Origin of the sequence: Nostoc sp. FACHB-110, assembly GCF_014697425.1 — a bacterium.
In the GTDB taxonomy this organism is placed as follows: Bacteria; Cyanobacteriota; Cyanobacteriia; order Cyanobacteriales; family Nostocaceae; genus Nostoc_B.
The window spans coordinates 48,940-66,782 of record NZ_JACJRU010000005.1 but is presented as its reverse complement, the minus strand read 5'-3'; the positions used below and the strand labels follow the sequence as shown (position 1 = coordinate 66,782).

At 40.3% G+C, this 17,843-nt stretch carries 15 protein-coding genes and 1 tRNA gene; 7 read left to right on the top strand and 9 right to left on the bottom strand.

What is annotated here, in order from left to right; translation table 11 throughout:
* Positions 1-77: 77 nt before the first annotated feature.
* Both H6G69_RS07320 and H6G69_RS07315 read left to right on the top strand, forming a co-directional pair.
* Positions 78-1,379, top strand: coding sequence for a glycosyltransferase (locus tag H6G69_RS07320; protein ID WP_190683917.1), 1,302 nt, complete (start codon positions 78-80; stop codon positions 1,377-1,379).
* Positions 1,380-1,421: 42 nt separating this feature from the next.
* The gene (locus H6G69_RS07315) at positions 1,422-2,615 is read left to right on the top strand and encodes an MFS transporter (RefSeq protein ID WP_190683914.1); all 1,194 of its coding nucleotides are present in this window, start codon (positions 1,422-1,424) and stop codon (positions 2,613-2,615) included.
* A 64-nt stretch (positions 2,616-2,679) separates the two neighbouring features.
* Here H6G69_RS07315 and H6G69_RS07310 read toward each other — a convergent pair.
* Positions 2,680-2,753: transfer RNA gene (locus H6G69_RS07310), tRNA-Arg, on the bottom strand.
* 37 nt (positions 2,754-2,790) lie between these two features.
* Here H6G69_RS07310 and moaC point away from each other — a divergent pair.
* From moaC to H6G69_RS07295, 3 genes are read left to right on the top strand one after another with little or no spacing between them, the layout of a single operon-like run.
* Entirely contained in the window at positions 2,791-3,303 is a 513-nt protein-coding gene (gene moaC, locus H6G69_RS07305) for a cyclic pyranopterin monophosphate synthase MoaC (protein WP_190683910.1), read from the top strand.
* A gap of 47 nt (positions 3,304-3,350) precedes the next feature.
* Entirely contained in the window at positions 3,351-4,538 is a 1,188-nt protein-coding gene (locus H6G69_RS07300; RefSeq protein ID WP_190683908.1) for a sigma-54-dependent Fis family transcriptional regulator, read from the top strand.
* Between the two features lie 7 nt (positions 4,539-4,545).
* Entirely contained in the window at positions 4,546-4,929 is a 384-nt protein-coding gene (locus tag H6G69_RS07295; protein ID WP_190683905.1) for a response regulator, read from the top strand.
* 52 nt (positions 4,930-4,981) lie between these two features.
* Here the strand turns inward: H6G69_RS07295 and H6G69_RS07290 are convergent, their stop codons facing one another.
* From H6G69_RS07290 to H6G69_RS07255, 8 genes are all read right to left on the bottom strand, one after another.
* On the bottom strand, positions 4,982-5,911 hold the full coding sequence (locus H6G69_RS07290; protein ID WP_190683901.1) for a methylenetetrahydrofolate reductase: 930 nt from the start codon (positions 5,909-5,911) through the stop codon (positions 4,982-4,984).
* Between the two features lie 58 nt (positions 5,912-5,969).
* The gene (trpS, locus tag H6G69_RS07285; RefSeq protein ID WP_190683898.1) at positions 5,970-6,980 is read right to left on the bottom strand and encodes a tryptophan--tRNA ligase; all 1,011 of its coding nucleotides are present in this window, start codon (positions 6,978-6,980) and stop codon (positions 5,970-5,972) included.
* Positions 6,981-7,239: 259 nt separating this feature from the next.
* Entirely contained in the window at positions 7,240-8,451 is a 1,212-nt protein-coding gene (locus tag H6G69_RS07280) for an aspartate aminotransferase (RefSeq protein WP_190683895.1), read from the bottom strand.
* Complete coding sequence (locus H6G69_RS07275) at positions 8,448-8,621, bottom strand: hypothetical protein (protein ID WP_190683892.1); 174 nt, start codon at positions 8,619-8,621, stop codon at positions 8,448-8,450. Before H6G69_RS07275 ends, H6G69_RS07280 begins: the two co-directional genes overlap by 4 nt.
* Positions 8,622-8,640: 19 nt before the next feature.
* Complete coding sequence (locus tag H6G69_RS07270; RefSeq protein ID WP_190683890.1) at positions 8,641-9,825, bottom strand: iron-containing alcohol dehydrogenase family protein; 1,185 nt, start codon at positions 9,823-9,825, stop codon at positions 8,641-8,643.
* 752 nt (positions 9,826-10,577) lie between these two features.
* Positions 10,578-11,096: a Ycf51 family protein gene (locus tag H6G69_RS07265; protein WP_190683887.1), complete on the bottom strand. Its 519-nt coding sequence runs from the start codon at positions 11,094-11,096 to the stop codon at positions 10,578-10,580.
* Positions 11,097-12,139: 1,043 nt separating this feature from the next.
* The gene (locus H6G69_RS07260; RefSeq protein ID WP_190683884.1) at positions 12,140-12,292 is read right to left on the bottom strand and encodes a hypothetical protein; all 153 of its coding nucleotides are present in this window, start codon (positions 12,290-12,292) and stop codon (positions 12,140-12,142) included.
* 102 nt (positions 12,293-12,394) lie between these two features.
* Positions 12,395-13,843 (bottom strand): site-specific integrase, encoded by a 1,449-nt coding sequence (locus H6G69_RS07255; RefSeq protein ID WP_190683879.1) that lies wholly within the window; start codon positions 13,841-13,843, stop codon positions 12,395-12,397.
* Positions 13,844-14,206: 363 nt separating this feature from the next.
* On the opposite strand from H6G69_RS07255, the gene H6G69_RS07250 reads away from it, so the two are divergent.
* Both H6G69_RS07250 and H6G69_RS07245 read left to right on the top strand, forming a co-directional pair.
* On the top strand, positions 14,207-14,902 hold the full coding sequence (locus H6G69_RS07250; protein ID WP_190684351.1) for a rhomboid family intramembrane serine protease: 696 nt from the start codon (positions 14,207-14,209) through the stop codon (positions 14,900-14,902).
* Between the two features lie 186 nt (positions 14,903-15,088).
* The gene (locus H6G69_RS07245; RefSeq protein ID WP_190683877.1) at positions 15,089-17,659 is read left to right on the top strand and encodes a PAS domain S-box protein; all 2,571 of its coding nucleotides are present in this window, start codon (positions 15,089-15,091) and stop codon (positions 17,657-17,659) included.
* Positions 17,660-17,843 lie beyond the last annotated feature (184 nt).

Here is a 17,843-nt window from a genome sequence, read left to right as displayed (position 1 = left end):
CACCCTGTTTCTGATTTGCAAACTAGGCAGCATCTATTATGTCCAATACATAAAAATCAATAAATTTACTTTGGCTTATGAGTATTAGTCTGTGCATGATTGTTAAAAATGAAGAAGCTGCGTTACCTAAGTGCCTAAATAGTGTTAAAGATTTTGTAGATGAAATGATCGTGCTAGATACAGGTTCTAGCGATCGCACTCCTCAAATTGCCCAAGAATTCGGTGCTAAAGTTCATTATTTTGAATGGTCTAATAATTTTAGTACAGCCCGCAATGCCGCATTAAAATATGTAACAAGTGATTGGGTGCTGGTATTAGATGCTGATGAGTTGCTCACACCTAGCATTGTGCCGCAAATCAAAGCAGTTATGAAAACCGATGAATATATTTTAATTAATCTCGTCCGTCAAGAAGTGGGTGCTGCCCAATCTCCCTATTCTTTGGTATCGCGGTTATTTCGCAACCATCCAGAGATTCGCTTTGAACGTCCCTATCACGCCTTAGTAGATGATAGTGTGGCGGCGATTATCAAAAAAGAACCCCATTGGCAAGTAGGTTATTTGCATGGTTTAGGGATTCTCCATGTAGGTTATCAAAAAGCAGCGATCGCTCAAAATAACAAATATGTCAAAGCGCAAGCTGCAATGTTAGAGTTTTTAGCAACTCATCCCAATGATCCTTATGTTTGCAGTAAATTAGGCGCGCTGTATGTCGAATCTGGCAAAATCACTGAAGGTTTGGAATTATTGCAACGAGGCTTAAATCAGGCGACAGGAAGTGCTAATTCTCTCAACAACTCTGGAGCCAATTTAAAGTCTTTGCCGATGAATGTAATTAGCGTAGCAGCTAATACTCTGCATCCGGAGATGATGCACTCAGAAGAAAACTACGACATATTATATGAACTCCACTATCATTTAGGCATTGCTCACACCCATTTAAAAAATCCGCAACAAGCACTAATTCACTATCAAGCTGCGATTAAATTGCCGATTTATCCCATGCTGAAGTTAGGAGCATATAACAATTTAGGTAACTTACTTAAAGATGCAGGCGATTTAAATAGTGCCAAAAAAGCTTACGAAACTGCTTTGAAAATTGACCCAAATTTTGTGGCTGGTCATTACAATTTGGGGATGACATTCAAAGCTTTAGGGTTATTTATGGAAGCTATATCCTGTTATCAAACAGCCATCAAATTGAATCCTTACTATGCCGAAGCATATCAAAATTTAGGTGTTGTGCAGTTAAAAATTGGCAATGTTCAAGCGAGTATAACAGCTTTTAAAAATGCTATTATCCTGCATGAACAGCATAACCCTCAAGAAGCCAAAAGACTCCGCCAAGGCTTATATGAAATGGGATTAATCAAGTTTTAAGCAATTATAATTAATGGGAAAACTTCAGGCTATATATAGTTCGTGCTGATTTTATTTACGGCAGCTTTATTATTTTGGTCAAGTACGGCTGCATTTCTACCAACTCTACCGCTATACATTGAAGATATCGGCGGTAGCAAACAAGAAATTGGTATTGTCATGGGTGGCTTTGCCATTGGTTTGTTACTGTTTCGTCCAATGTTGGGGAAACTCGCCGACCAGCGTGGCCGCAAGCTTGTTTTATTGATTGGACTGATAGTAGCAGCGATCGCACCTTTTGGCTATTTACTCTTTACATCTATCCCATTATTATTTTTTCTGCGAATTTTTCACGGTGTTAGCATTGCGGCTTTTACCACTGGTTACATAGCTTTAGTGGCTGATTTAGCTCCTGTAGCCACTCGTGGCGAAATTATTAGTTACATGAGTTTAGCCGCGCCTATCGGGTTAGCCATTGGCCCAGCCATCGGTGGGTATTTACAAGCGAGTTTTGGCTATCGAGAGCTATTTTTGTTTACCGCAGCGATCGCTATTATCGGACTATTGTGTGCATCCCAAGTCATCAATCCCCCATTAAATACCCAATCGCCATCAGAAAGTCATCATCCTAATTTTGCCCAAATTTTGCTCAGTCCCAGGGTGAGAGTACCCGCGATTGTGATGTTGTTAGTAGGTGTAGCCGTTGGTGCTGTGCATATCTTTGTGGCTTTATTTATTAAATCTACTGCGGTGAATTTTAATGGTGGCTGGTTTTTTACCGTTACTGCCATTTCTAGCTTTACGATGAGGATATTTACTGGACGAGCTAGCGATAGGTTCGGTCGTGGTTTATTTATTACCTTTGGTTTGGTTGCTTATACATTGGCTTGCTTTCTACTATGGCAAGCTAACAGTACCAATGATTTTTTGATATCTGCCATCGTCGAAGGCTGCGGTGGTGGGACAGTCATTTCAATGGTCACAACAATGATGGCAGATCGTTCACTGCCACAAGAACGGGGGCAAATTTTTGCCATCTGTATGGCGGGGTTTGACTTGGGAATTGCGATTGCAGCCCCAATATTGGGATATATCAGCGAGCAACTAGGCTATCGCAATATGTTTGCTTGCACTACTGGCTTAACTTTCTTAGCATTGCTAATTTTTGTGAGCCTCTGCAATAAAAATTTTTCTGGTTCTTTACGTTTTGCCGTAGGTCGCGGTGCAGATGCCTATTCGTTGAATGATATTAGTTAAAACAAGAAAAGGCAAAAGAGCTATATCTTTTTGCCTTTTACTTTGTTACTTTTTACTTATTAAACGGGCGAGGAGGGATTCGAACCCCCGACACCGTGGTCCGTAGCCACGTGCTCTAGTCCACTGAGCTACACGCCCCTGCCAGAAAAATATATTAGCACTACTTTCTCTAAAAATGCAAGACAATTCTTCAAAAAATTTTGTTACGGAATTAACCCATCTCGACGCTCAAGGACAAGCACAGATGGTAGATGTTTCTGGCAAAACCCCCACAGTCCGCCAAGCAGTGGCCGCGGCTAGGGTGCGGATGTTGCCAGAAACCTTAGCCGCAATAGAAGCTGGCAATACACCTAAAAAAGATGTGCTAGCAACAGCGCGGATAGCTGGCATTATGGCAGCCAAACAAACATCTAATTTAATTCCCTTATGTCATCCATTGCCGTTGCAAAAAGTTACTGTCGAAATTACTCCCGATCCCCAACTACCTGGTTATCACATTCAAGCTACTGTCAAAACCAAAGCCGAAACCGGGGTAGAAATGGAAGCTTTAACTGCCGTTTCTGTAGCTGCGTTGACTTTATACGACATGGCCAAAGCTCTAGAAAAGTCGATTCAAATTGAAGCGATTCATTTAATTAGCAAAACGGGAGGAAAATCAGGAGATTATAGCAGTGTTATAACTGCTTAAGATGAAAATATGAAGCTGACATTGATCAGTTCAGGGATGTTACAGCCATGTCTCCCCTAGACATTGATGTTTTAGAAGCACGACGCGTCTATAAATCTCTAGGCGCAATTCAATCACAGATGTTACGCCCCAGCATATATCAAGCTTGGGAGCGATCGCATCTGCAAGGCGCGAACCCCTATGCTCTCCAAGCCGAAAAACTATCAACTTTAGATACAGAGCGTTTAATCGAACAAAAGCGTGATTTAATTCAAGTATCTACTCCTTATATCCGAATGCTTTCTCAAGCTGCTGGTACAGATCGTCATGCAGTTATGTTAGGCGATCAACATGCGATCGTCTTGGATGTAGTAGGAGACAAGCAAACTGTACAAGGCCCAGAACCTTTTCCCGGGCCTGGTTCTTTACTTTCTGAAGCCGTAGCTGGAGCCAATGGTATTGGTACGCCATTAGCAGCCACAGACTATGTAGAAATTGTCAGTCACGAGCATTTTATTGACGGGTTTCATCCATTTACCTGTCAAGGAATACCTCTACGCAATGACAAGCAAGAAATTATTGGCGTACTCAGTATTTCTCTACGTCGTGCAGATGCCAGACAAAGACTAAAGGAAATCTTACTTTGTGCCTCTAGGGGAATTGAAGCAGAATTATTGATTGCTATTTTAGAAAAAGATGTGCGTCGCGTATTACAGTCAAATCCCAACGAATATCAGCCATTAGAAGAATTAAGGCAAGATATTATCCAGGTGAATCAAGCAGCACGCCTAAAACTGGAAGTGATTTCCCGGATGGTAGCGGTAAACCGCTTAGACTACGCCATGCAATTGCTCCAACAAGCTGAACAATCAATTCAAATATTTCGTCGTCGTGCTGCTATTTGGAGAAATTTAGCATCTTTCGAGATGGGAATGCGCCAACCCGTGATTCTCACTGATTGTATCTCCGATTTAGTAGATTTACTGGTTACAGAAGCAGCAATTCGTCAGGTAGAAATAGTAACTGAGTGGGACGAACCCATTACAGTCATTGCCGATTCTAGAAGCCTTTTACGTCAACTACTGCGTTATTTTTTGCAAGCTTTTGATCAAGCAGGCAAAAGTGGCATTGTCAAAGTTATAGCCAGTAAAACTTCTAGTTTAGATTTAGTACAAGTTAATTTTACCGCTATTTCATGCTTACATATTTCTCAATCAGAAACAACATCACAAATTTTTTATCTACCACTTAAATAAATCAGCAATGAATAATCAAAATATAGAAAAGCGTAAAGTCCTGATTGCAGATGATGATGATGATAGTCGGGCAATGCTCACCTTCCTTTTAGAAGCAGAAGGTTGGGAAGTCCAAGAAGCTAGAAATGGCAAAGAAGCAATTGAAAAAGTAATTAATGAGCAACCAGATTTATTAATTTTAGATAACAGAATGCCGGAATTAACAGGAGTTGAAGTTTATCAAAAACTCCAAGCAGATGGAATCAAACTAGCAGTAATATTAGCTACAGCCTACGGCTACTTAGACGAGCTAGCAGAATCTTTAGGAATTGCTTATTTTATTTCTAAACCTTATGACATCCCCAAATTATTAAAAACGATAGACTCGGCTTACTACAACTTTCTCAACTAGTGATAGCAGAAACATACAATAGAGACGTTATATGTAACGTCTCTACTTTCTTTTATTTCGCCCCAACTAAGTCAACAGGCTGCACTCCGGCTAAATCCAAAATCTTGGGAATCAAATCTTCCCGCTTGACGGCCATCATGTGGACACCATGACACAATTGCCGTGCTATTTGGACTTGTTCGGCAGCAATTTTTACCCCTTCTTCTAATGGGTCTTTGGCTTTAGCTAATCTATCAATCATGTGTTCAGGTATATTTACACCTGGAACACACCGATTAATAAATTGGGCATTTTTGGCTGATTTCAACAGAAAAATTCCGGCTAAAATTGGTTTGTTATGGACAGAAGCTATCTTATCCATGAACTTTTCTAGCCTTTCAAAATCAGTGATTAATTGACTTTGAAAAAATTGCGCTCCGGCAGCAATTTTGCGTTCAAAGCGACTTTGCAAACCTGACCAACTTGCACATTGTGGGTCTACAGCTGCTCCAACAAATAAATCTGTTGCGCCATCGGTTAAGGGTTTATCATTGCAATCAAAACCCAAATTCATTTTTTGAATTAGTTGCAAAAGTCGCACTGATTCTAAATCAAATACGCCTTTGGCATCAGGGTGATCGCCTGCTTTTACTGGGTCGCCTGTCAAAGCTAGGATATTCCGAATGCCTAAAGCATTCGCACCAATGATATCGGCTTGTAAACCGATGCGGTTGCGATCGCGGCAAGCCATCTGACAAATTGGTTCTATGCCGTTTTGGAATAAAATCGCTGAAGCCACTAGTGATGACATCCGCAACACGGCGCGGCTACCATCGGTAATATTGACGGCATGAACCCTCCCCTTAAGGGTCGCCGCCATATCAATCATGTGGGTTGGATTTGCCCCTTTTGGGGGGGCAACTTCGGCTGTCACTAAGAATTCGCCTGCTTGCGCGGCTGTTTGAAATAAACTCAGATTTGTTGGGCTATGGGTGTGATACATAATCATTTAATAATCTGGTTTCTTACAGAGTATTATGAATCACCCCCCAAAGCGAAAGCTAAACAGGGATTGAGTAGCCTAAAGCAGTTTTGACTTGTGTTAGGGTTTGATTAGCGATCGCTTGGGCTTTTTCGCGGCCTTCACGCAATACAGAATCTAAATAACTGCGATCGTCCATAATGGCCTGATATTTTTCTTGGATGGGTTTTAAAGCATTAATTGTGGTTTCTGTCAATAATGGTTTAAATTGCCCCCAGCCCATATCTTGGCATTCTGCGGCGACTGCTTCTTTCGTTTTACCAGACAGCAGCATATACAGTGTTAACAAGTTATTGCACTCTGGACGCTCAGGATCGTCAAAAGTTAAACCCCGAATCGGGTCAGTTTTACAACGCTTAATTTTATATTGAATTTGCTCTGGCGTATCGAGTAAACTAATCCGACTTAAGTCAGAAGGATCAGATTTGGACATTTTGCGTGTACCATCGGCCAAACTCATCACCCTAGCCCCCTCCTTACGGATGAGGGGGTCTGGTAATTTCAATACTGGTTGGTCTGGTTGACCAAATAAGTGATTTAACCGCGCCGCAATATCCCGTGTTAATTCTAAATGCTGCTTTTGGTCTTCCCCCACAGGTACTTTATCGGCTTGATAAAGCAAAATATCTGCTGACATCAGTACCGGATAATCTAATAAACCTGCACTGACGTTTTCTCCCTGTTTGACAGCCTTTTCCTTAAACTGGATCATATCTTCTAACCAGTTTAAGGGTGTAATGCAGTTGAGCAACCAAGTGAGTTCGCTGTGGGCAGAAACATGAGATTGCACAAAAATCGTGGAATGATTTAAATCCAAGCCGCAAGCTAAATAAAGAGCCGCCAAGGTATAAGTATCAGATGCTAACAAGGCCGGATCATGCGGGACTGTAATTGCGTGCAAATCAGCCACAAATAAATAATTTTCGTATTCGCTCTGGCCTTCTACCCAGTTGCGAATGGCTCCCAAATAGTTACCTAGATGGTAATTGCCTGTTGGTTGAACTCCAGAAAGAACACGCTGCTTGCCCATAAATTTCAATTTAAGTTATCTCTCACCCGCGCTGTGTAAAGTGGCGGTAACAAAACTCATTCAATTTTAACGGGGATTGTGAGCTAGGAGGATAATATCGTATCCAGTGAAAAACTAACTATGAAGAAAGCAGGGTAATGGGCGCACCAACGCTATCTAGTTAGCTGAATCACTAAAAAAAGCAGGAGCAAAAGTTGGTATTGAATTTTGGATTTTGGATGGAAAAATTTTCTTCATCTAAAATCCAAAATTGCTAGAATCAGCACTCAGCCGTAACTAGTGCTTCTGGTTGATAGCGGATACCTGCTTGCTTTAAGCGGTGCAAAGCTTCACCCAAGCGATCGCAATCGGCAATCAAACTAATCCGCACGTAGCCTTCACCTGCAACGCCAAAGGCATTACCTGGGGTGACAACTACGCCTGTTTGCTGCAAAACATTCAAGGCGAAATCAGTAGAACTCATCCCCACAGGACATTTGACCCACAGATACATGGTGGCTTTGGTTTTGGGAATATCCCAACCCAACTGGCCTAAACCTTGAATGAGAAAATCGCGGCGGGTGCGGTAACGTTGTTGGACTTCATGCAAATATACATCTGGTAATTGCAAAGCAGTTTCCGCAGCTGTTTGCAAGGCGGCAAAAATACCGTAATCCAAGTTAGTTTTGAGTGTGCGTAAGCCTTGGATGACTTGACTATTACCGACCACAAAACCTACTCGCCAACCAGCCATATTATAGGTTTTAGATAAGGTGTGAAATTCTACGCCGATTTCTTTCGCGCCAGGAATTTCTAACAAACTGGTGGGTTGATAACCATCAAAAGCCAACTCTGCGTAACACAAATCATGTACCAGCAAAATCTCGTATTTGCGCGCAAAGGCGACAATTTCTTCAAAAAATTCTCGCGGAGCCGTTGCGGCTGTCGGATTACTGGGATAATTGAAATAGAGAATCTTGGCTTTTTGGGCAACTTCTTCGGGAATTGCGGCCAAATCTATCAACCAGTCATTTTCTGGTTTGAGAATCAAGCTGTGGACTTGCGCCCCAGCAATTACAGGGCCGCGAAAGTGGGCGGGGTACGCTGGCGAAGGTACTAAAACTACATCTCCAGGGTTAATGTAAGCCATTGCCAAATGGCCTAATCCTTCTTTTGAACCGAGTAGAGGCAAAGCTTCGCTATCAGGATCAAGCACTACACCATAGCGGCGATTGTACCAATTGGTGATGGCACGCCGAAAACTTGCTGTGCCTTCAAATGGTGGATAACCATGATTCGCGGGGTTTTGCAAAGCGGCGATTGCTGCTTCTACCACAGGCTCTGGTGTGGGGCCATCGGGGTTGCCCATACCTAAATCAATTAAATCCAAACCTTGTTCCCGCGCTTTCGCCTTCAGTTCATCTAAACGGGCAAATACATAAGGAGGTAGTTGTTGTATGCGTTCTGCTGGGGTGATCCAATTCAGTGTCATTGATGTACCACTTCTTGATACAGTTGATTTATGGCTAAAATGTCTCCAATGCACCACAGTTGGCTGCTGTGGTTAGTGGCAAAAAAATCACAAAACCAAAGATGAATTTCCCCCAAATTCCAATGGTGGATATGGGCTATGTTATTGGCTGGGGAAAGTTCAAAGTTCATAAAGTCCGTTTGCCGTAATTTACTCTTCTATCTCGTCAACTGCTTTGGCAGTCACTCGATTGTTGGCTTCTCTACTATCGGTTGGTGCAGTTGTTGACACCATAGCTGCCATCAACTGTTCCAATGCCACCTTAAAAGGTAGCCGATGAATGTCAGAATTAGGAGCTAAGGCAATTTCCGCAGCTGTTTGTAACTGACCTAATGTAATGTTGCCCAGTCCCAAATCACTTAAGTTTTGTGGCAAGCCAATCTCTGCGTAGAACTTTAACAACTGTTGTCGGGCTGTGGTTGCTAACTGATTGCCCTGAATCATTTCTTCTAAACGCAGTTGCACCAAAATCCCGTAGGCAACTTTTTCACCGTGGATGCTGCTGTGTCCGGCAATGTGAGTTAAACCGTTGTGTACAGCATGGGCGGCCACAGTTCGACACTGCGCCCCACCGAGTCCACCAATGACACCTGCTAATAACACAGTTGCATCAACAACTTCTTGCCAAACTTCACTACCTGGTTTTTGCAAAGCAGCAGCTGACTTTTGGAATAAGATATCGCGTAAAACTCTGGCTTGTTGCACTGCGGCAATAATCAAAGTTTGTTCGAGGTGGCCGCTACTGACTGATGCTTCATACCATTTAGCAATAGCATCACCAATCCCGGCGACTAAGGTGTGTTGTGGTGCAGTTTGAATTAAATCGTAGTCGAGAATCAATAAATCAGGACAGCGAGATAAAGCCACATCATACAAAAATGCCCCTGCTTCTGAATACACATTAGAAAGGGCAGTCCAAGCTGCACAAGTCGCGGCTGAGGTAGGAATTGTCACCACGGGTAGTTGCAATTGATGGGCAACTAGCTTGGCTGTGTCTAATGCTTTACCACCACCAACACCGATAATCACATCAGCTTTATGTTCTTTAGCCGCCTTTCTTAAAGACTTCAAACTAGTTTCCGAACAATCTGCACCATAAGCCGCAGCCATCGTGTGTAATTGTTGCCCTTCGAGCAACGGTTGTAAACTTGTTTGGATGATAGCGAGGGTGCGATCGCCTGAAATAATTAAAGGACGAGTGCCTAAACGGGCAATCTCAGCTGGTGCTGCTTGCAACACCCCAACACCGCGAATCACCTTGGCAGGTGCGATCGCTAGTGCTAGTAATGAACTAGATGTTTGAGTAGACAATGTAGTAGTAGATTGATCCGGCATATAACCTAGTTAGGCAAAACCTTGATTTTTCTTAATCCTAGTAAATTTACATATAGTGCAGAAAGTTAAGAAGATGAATACTATCCTGCCCAGCAGGATAAAATTTCATACTCCCCACTTTATACTTCATATTTCCTTACTTGCTTGTGTTGACGGCGTAGCATGACTTGAATGTTGCCCATTAGCCTCAAATTCTGAACTATCAAAGTTTTGAATAACTATATAAGTAATTCACGATATCATTCACTGACACCCAGTAAACGCCTCTGCAATTACTAAAATCAGAAGTGGTTTTAAGGCAAAGAATGACTCACCTGTTACCCTGCGCTACAAACAGCACCTATTCAAGATGTTTCCATCAGTTTAATTAGTAAGTCATATCTTAATCTAAAAATAATATTTATTGTATAGTGAAATACAAAAAATCAATGTCATTTTGACAGGGAAAAGAGGCTAGTATAACAAGGCAAAAGTAAAAAGGCAAAAGTAAAAAGAAAGAATAGCGATACCACAAGCCTTTTAGCAATTTTTTATGGTCTGTTTATTTACGCCGACTTGTACTAGGGGCTTACTACTAGAGGAATTTACCTCATTGCCTGAAAACTGCTGTATTTGATGGGACAAACTCCCCACTCCCCATTCCCTACCTCCCAAGTGTAGGTTTTTAAAAGAGTGGTGAGTAATGACTCTAAAAATCATGATTGAATCAGAGTTTCATCACCCTCACACCCTTACACCCCAAACCCTAATAATTAAGCAGTTGGTTTAGGCAGTTGAGCAAATTTATCAGCATAAATCTCAATTGCCATCTCCGCATCTTCCCGTGTTTCTAGGGTACGTTTAATTTGACCAAGATAAAGTGGTACAGTTACCCCAGGTTCGGGATGTATGACAGTACGGGCGCGAATTGTTAAAACATTATCGCTGCGTTTGCCTAAACGCCCATAGGAATATAGGTTACTAGCTGCTTGACGCAGAGTCGCCTCTAAGCCTGTGGGGGAAATTTCTGGGGAAATGGCAATTACCGCTTGTGTCGCACCGTTATCATAAACCAGGGTAAATTTTTCTGCTCCGGGAATCACTGTGCGACTCAAGGGTACTAACGAAAGTGCAAACAACCCACCTGTTAGTACCAGCATAAAACCTGTTGTACCTACCAGCCGAAAGCGGATGCCCCACTTAAAAATAAAAGCCAGCACTGCTAAAGCAGCAAATACCAATGTGGCGATACCTGACCATTGGGTGTATTGAAGAAAGTTTTCTTGCATCATAAAAATCTTGCTAGTTAAAGGTTTTACAATTTAGGTACTTATATTATCTTAGTTCTGTCTTATTTACTCTATTTAGTACATACGAACTATAAATAAATTTATAAATTTTAGTTTAAAAAAAATTGCTTACTTATGTCTTAACTTCTGAACATATACAGTATCATCTCTGCGTATTGCTTCAAAATCTATATTTGAACAAGTTATTCAACAACTTATCCAACAACTAGCGGGTAGATGGATAAACAGGCACATATAGTACATAGTTACTAAAAAGCTTTCTACATAAGCACTCTGGATAGTGACAACAAAGGTCTTGATTCTGTTACATTATCAAAATAGGATGATAGAAAGGCATGGAAGGAATTTATTTGATAATGTAACGAAATCAAACAAGTCGGTGTAATGTACATTTCAATGGAATATATCAACCTGTTTCCATGTCATCTGTAGTTGTTGAATAAGTTATCGGATAACTCTTCCAATAACTAGAGAACATATACAGATAAAAGAAAAGCACCCCATTTTCAGGAGTGCCGTAAGGTGATAGGAGAGATTAGCGTCAAGTATTGAGTTATTGCATTCCCAGATGGGTAATCACTTGCTCAAGGTGGTTTTTAGCGTGATACAGAGAAAGTAACTTCTCTTGCTCATACTGAACGCTTGAATCTGCGTATTACCAAAACTATGAAGGAAGAAGTACAACAGCAAGATGATCCACCTGAATTCTGCCGTCGTGCGATTCAAAAAGCATTAGATGAACAGAAACAATCAGATACTTAAAATATTTTTAGATTACTAACAATTAAAAAATAAAAACCCCATCTTATATTTGCAGATGGGGTTTTCTGTTAACAGTTACACTTAGGTTATTCGCAGTATAACTTGTTATTCATCATCATTCTTTCTAACTCAATAATTCTTTGCTCACTCCTTTTTTGTAATTCATCTAATTATTTTCTAATTTCCTTCAATTGTTCAATCTTCTCAGGAGTTAATGTTTTAGTTGTCATAGGTTTATTGTGGATTTATGGAGATTTAAGAAGTTAGTTATTCAAAAAACGTCGAAACGAAATTTCAGACATTAGTATCGCTTCCGCTACCTGTGATTGGCTCATCACATATTCATTGTTAGGTAACTGAAATACTTCTACTTCAATCCCGGCGATTTTAATTGTCACTCTCTTAGCTTTGTCCATTGTTTTAGTTAAATGGTAAGTAGTTCAGCAAAAAAATAAACCTCTATAAGTTTATTTAGAGGTTTATTTACTATTTTGTGAAATCTTCAATTTTCTTTATTCTTAATTTTGCTTATTCAATTGTTCTTGTAATCTAGCAATTATTTCTTGTTGTGCTTTTATTTTTTCTTTCAGGTTGATATTCTCCTCTCTAAGTAATTCGACTTCAGATTTTTTACTTAACGCTTCATTAATCATTTGCTTTCTATTTTCTTCAGAAAAATAACGCTGATAAGTGGATGTGTGCATTTCAACAGAATGTCCCATATTATCAGCCATTACTTTTATAGATATTCCTAATAAATGTCCATTAATTGCAAAAGCATGGCGTAAGTCATAAGGCTGAAATGGTATACCTACTTTTTTGAACCACAAAGCTAGAGTAATTACTTGTGAGTCAACTTGTATATGTGTCAATAGAGAGCTTGAAATTTGCTTTAATCGATTTAGATATTCAATATTTTTTAAATCGAATATTTCTATCCAATCAGGGATAATGGCAAAAACTACTCTCTCTCCTGTTTTACAATCTTTATCGACTTTCCAGGCATTATCAATATTTTTAGGATTTAACCAATAATCAATATGTGAGTTAATAAATAATTCTTCTGGACGTAAGCCAAATGTAGCTAACATACCGTAACACCATCTCCAGAACTTCCAATTATCAACATAAGATTTACTACTTGCTCTATAGTTACGCTCGGCGGCATATCGCTGAAAATAATGAAAATAATCTAATATATCTTCCTTGTTAGGTGGCATTCTCCTTTTCGGTTTGTAACCACTCTTTAATCCCTTTAAGCTAATTTCAATTGAAAATAATTTAAACAAAACAGATAACGCTGAAATGGTAGCTACACGGGTAGCTGTACCTGCGGGAATTTTATTGATGGATGATTTAACTTCTGCCTCTGTTACTAGTTGGTCACTGTCAAAAAAACGCTTAATAATATCAAAATGATTTTTAAAAGTACCTTCACTCTTTCTATTACGAGGTCTCGCTTTAAAATATTCTTCTTCAAATTGATTTAACAATTCTCCAAAAGTTTTAGGTTTAGACTCTTCAATTATTTTTTTCCCTAATCTACCTAAGTATTTATCATTCCACTCGAAGGTTTTATGGGCAATTAATTTACCTAGTTCGTATGCCTCCTCTTCTGCTGTTTTTAACCCGTCTATATTTGCTGGTATTCCTAAGGAAATTTTATATTGCTTAGTTCCTGTTCCCTTTGTATCCGTATCACCATCCCTTAAAGGGAGTGTGGCTTGTAACTGAATAGTACCCGATGCAACTACTAACCCTACTCTTGTTTTAGCTGCTTTTAGGCGTTGCTTGGCTTCATCGAATTTTTGCTCAAACTTTTTTTGAAGATGTTGCTGAGTAGCCTTAACGTGTTTTTGGATTCCTAGATAACTCCCATCAGTCGTCATGGGTGGCTCAAAATCATCAAAAATGTCATTTTTTTTAGGTGCAACGCTAGAAGTGTTATGTAGTTTAGTTTTTGGCATTGTCTTATTTTTGGATTAATTAATGGTTGTCCAATAACTGTTTTAAGAGCATAAGCTAGAATTATATGCTTAAAAAGCAGGCATACAAGGATGCGCCAAGAATAAGATTATTTACCAGTCTTGTCAATTAGGTGTATTGAAGAAAGTCTGCTGTTGAGAACATACAAATTGGCTAATTAGGTGTTTTTTAGATTATTGATAAACACACCCATTTTACCGAAATGCTCCCACAATTTTAGATTTGAGATTTTGGATTTGAGATTGATAACTATGTTTGGTCAATCAATCTTGGTATCTGATTTTTCCTGAATAATTTAATCTAGCTATGCTAACCTGACTGATGAATAAAAATAATGGATGCTGATGATTCCTATTAGCGATCGCCGTCCTAATCGTCATCAACCAATTGTCAATTATTGGCTCATTGGTATTAATATTGCTGTATTTTTCTGGGAGTTACAATTAGAAAGTACTGGACAATTAAGTGGATTTGTCAACAGTTGGGGCATAATTCCCGCCCACATAAACGAGGCAATTCAGGCAATATTTAGCAATTCTGCTGCTTGGCTAGTCTTAATTGGGCATTGCTTGAGGCTCATTTCAGCTTTATTTATTCATGCTAGCTTTAGCCAGATATTAAGTAATTTAATTTTTTTATGGGTATTTGGCAAAAGTCTAGAAAATTGCTTGGGACATAGACGTTATTTAATATTATATTTAATTGCTGGGATTTGTACAGGGATCATGCAAATACTAGCCGAACCAAATTTGATAGTACCATTAATTGGTGCGAATAGTGCGATCGCGGCAATTTTAGGAGCATATTATTTTAATTTCCCACAAGCAAAAATTTATACTGTTTTGCCTTTATTGCTGATATATATCCCGGCGGAAATACCAGTAATTTTTTACTTAGTTTGGTGGTTTGTCCAACAATTTTTTTATGGCATCGGCAGCTTAAATATACAACCATCAGGTGCAAATGCTCTTGGACTTGCTTACTGGTTGCAAATTATCGGTGGACTGATTGGGATAGCGTATATCAAAAGCCTAAAATAAATTACCAAATTTCTCCACAAAGAAATAGGGCAATTCCAGCCTGCACAATTTAACATATATCTTGCGGCAGAATACTTTATATATAAAGTAAGAGATGGTAGTGAATAGGCAAGAATCAACACTCAATTTACTCTGTAGAGTTTCTGGCGTTTCTAGGATGATTTTGTATAGCTGATGGTTTTCAAGATGCTAGACCAGGATAGAGAAGAATTAACAGCTTTAAGGCAGCGTGTTGCAGAGTTAGAGGAATTAGAAATTCAGTATCAGTACAAACAAGCAGAACTAGAAGCGCAATTGACTGAACTTAAAGCACAGCAAAAAACAGTACAAAAAAATCCTCACAGTCAAGCAGACATGGCTTTTACCCTGCAACAACTCCAACAAGAAAAAGCAGAAAGACAACAAGTGGAAATCGCCCTGCAAGAAAGCGAACAATTGTTAAAACTGGCAATAGACGCTGCATGGATGGGCTTTTGGGACTTTGATATTATTACGAATCAAGTAATTTGGTCAGAAAGTCATGAATTGCTATTTGGTTTAATTCCTGGTAGCTTTAGTGGAACTTATGAAGCTTTTCTAGCTTGTTTACATCCTGAGGATCGAGAATCTGTCAGAGAAAAAATTGCCACTGCTTTGACAAACAAAATTGACTACAAAGATGAATTTCGCGTGATTTGGCCAAACCAAAGCCTACATTGGATATCCGCCCGGGGCAAATTTTATTATAACGAGCAGGGTCAGGCACAGCGAATGTTAGGCGTATGCATGGATATTAGCTATCGCAAGCAGACAGAAGAAAACACCCGCCAACTCACAACCCAAATTCAAGAACAAGCCAATCTCTTGAATGGGATTTTAGCTGCATCTGTAGATCATATTTATATTTTTGACCGCGCTGGCCGCCATCAGTATGTGAGTCATGGCGGTGCAGCAATTTTGGGTTTCCAACCGCAACAAATTTTAGGTAAAACTCTGCAAGACCTAGATTTGCCGCGAGACTTTACCGAACAAATCGAAATTCAACAACAAGCGGTGATGGCCACTGGCGAACCCATCAAAGATGAATGCAAACTACTCACCATAAATGGAGTGCGTTATTACGAATATATTCTCACCCCATTACGTAATTACGGGCAAAGCATAGAAGGTGTAATTATCGTTTCTCGTGATATTACTGAACACAAACGAGTCGAACAATCATTACGCGAAAGTGAGGCCAAATTCCGGCAATTGTCGGAATCTAACTTAATTGGCGTAGCTTTTTGGAATAGTGATGGCTATATTACCGATGCTAACGATGCTTACTTACAATTAGCAGGTTATACCCGTGATGAGTTTACTGCCCAAGGTAAACTGAGTTGGCGAGAATTCACCCCCAAAGAATATTTACATTTAGACGAACTCGCACTGGCAGAAGTACAAATTAGGGGAGTTTCGCAAATTTATGAAAAAGAATATGTCCACCGCAACGGTAAGCGAGTCCCCATTGTGTTAGGCATAGCTTTATTAAATGATTCCCAAAATAACGGTGTTGCTTTTGTCTTAGATATTAGCGATCGCAAACAAGCAGAACAAGAACGCGCGCGGTTATTAGAAAAAGAACGCCTAGCCCGTCAAGAAGCGGAAGTCGCTAACCGGATTAAAGATGAATTTTTAGCAGTTCTCTCCCATGAACTGCGAACCCCACTCAACCCCATTTTGGGCTGGGCAAAATTGCTGCGGAATCGCAAATTCGATGACAAAACCACTAAACAAGCCCTAGAAACTATAGAACGTAATGCCAAATTACAAACTCAATTAATAGAAGATTTACTAGATGTATCTCGGATTCTCCAAGGCAAATTAAGCTTAAACACTTGTCCTGTCAGCTTAATTATGGTAGTTGAGGCCGCATTAGAAACAGTCCGCCTAGCCGCCGAAGCCAAATCTATCCAGATTCAGACAGTCTTTGACCATAGCATTGGGCAAGTCATGGGCGATCCCAATCGCTTGCAACAAGTGGTATGGAACCTACTGTCAAATGCAGTCAAATTTACGCCAGCCGCAGGTCAAGTAGAAATTCAGATTCAAGAAATTGATGGTCAAGCGCAAATTCAAGTCAGCGACACAGGCAAAGGCATTACACCCGAATTTCTGCCTTATGTATTTGATTATTTTCGTCAAGCTGATGGCACAACAACCCGCAAATTTGGTGGTTTAGGTTTAGGGTTGGCAATTGTCCGTCAGGTAGTAGAAATGCATGGCGGTACAGTCAAAGCAGCAAGTCTCGGCGAGGGTAATGGTGCGACTTTCACCGTCAGAATACCCTTATTGGTGATGAACCAACCAGTCAAACGTTCACAAGAACAATTCCCTGACGATCTCGCAGAATTTCCAAATCTGGCAGGCGTAAAAATTTTAGTAGTAGATGACGAACCAGATATTAGAGACTTAGTGACCTTTATTTTGCAAGATTACAACGTTGATGTTACCGCAGTTAAATCAGCCGCCGAAGCCTTAGCGGAAATTTCCCAATCCAGACCAGATATTTTGATTAGTGATATTGGGATGCCAGAAGTAGACGGCTATATGCTGATTAAACAGTTGCGTCAGAAAACACCCGAACAAGGTGGCAATATCAAAGCGATCGCCCTGACAGCTTACGCTGGAGAAATGAACCAACAGCAAGCACTCACAGCCGGTTTTCAACTCCATGTATCAAAACCTGTAGACCCAGAGACTTTAGTCAGTGCGATCGTTAGTCTACTTCAGTTGTAATTGGATAATTCTCGTTTTGCTTCGTCATCAAAATCAAGGGTTTCGGGAAGGGTCAATAACAGGGTGTAGGGAAGACAGCGTTGGAAGGAGCTTGAACTCCCACCAACGCTCGCGTCTTGAACAGACGGGGCTGGTTCGATAAAGGTTGTTGGGGCTGTCTTTTTACCCCACACCCCACACCCCA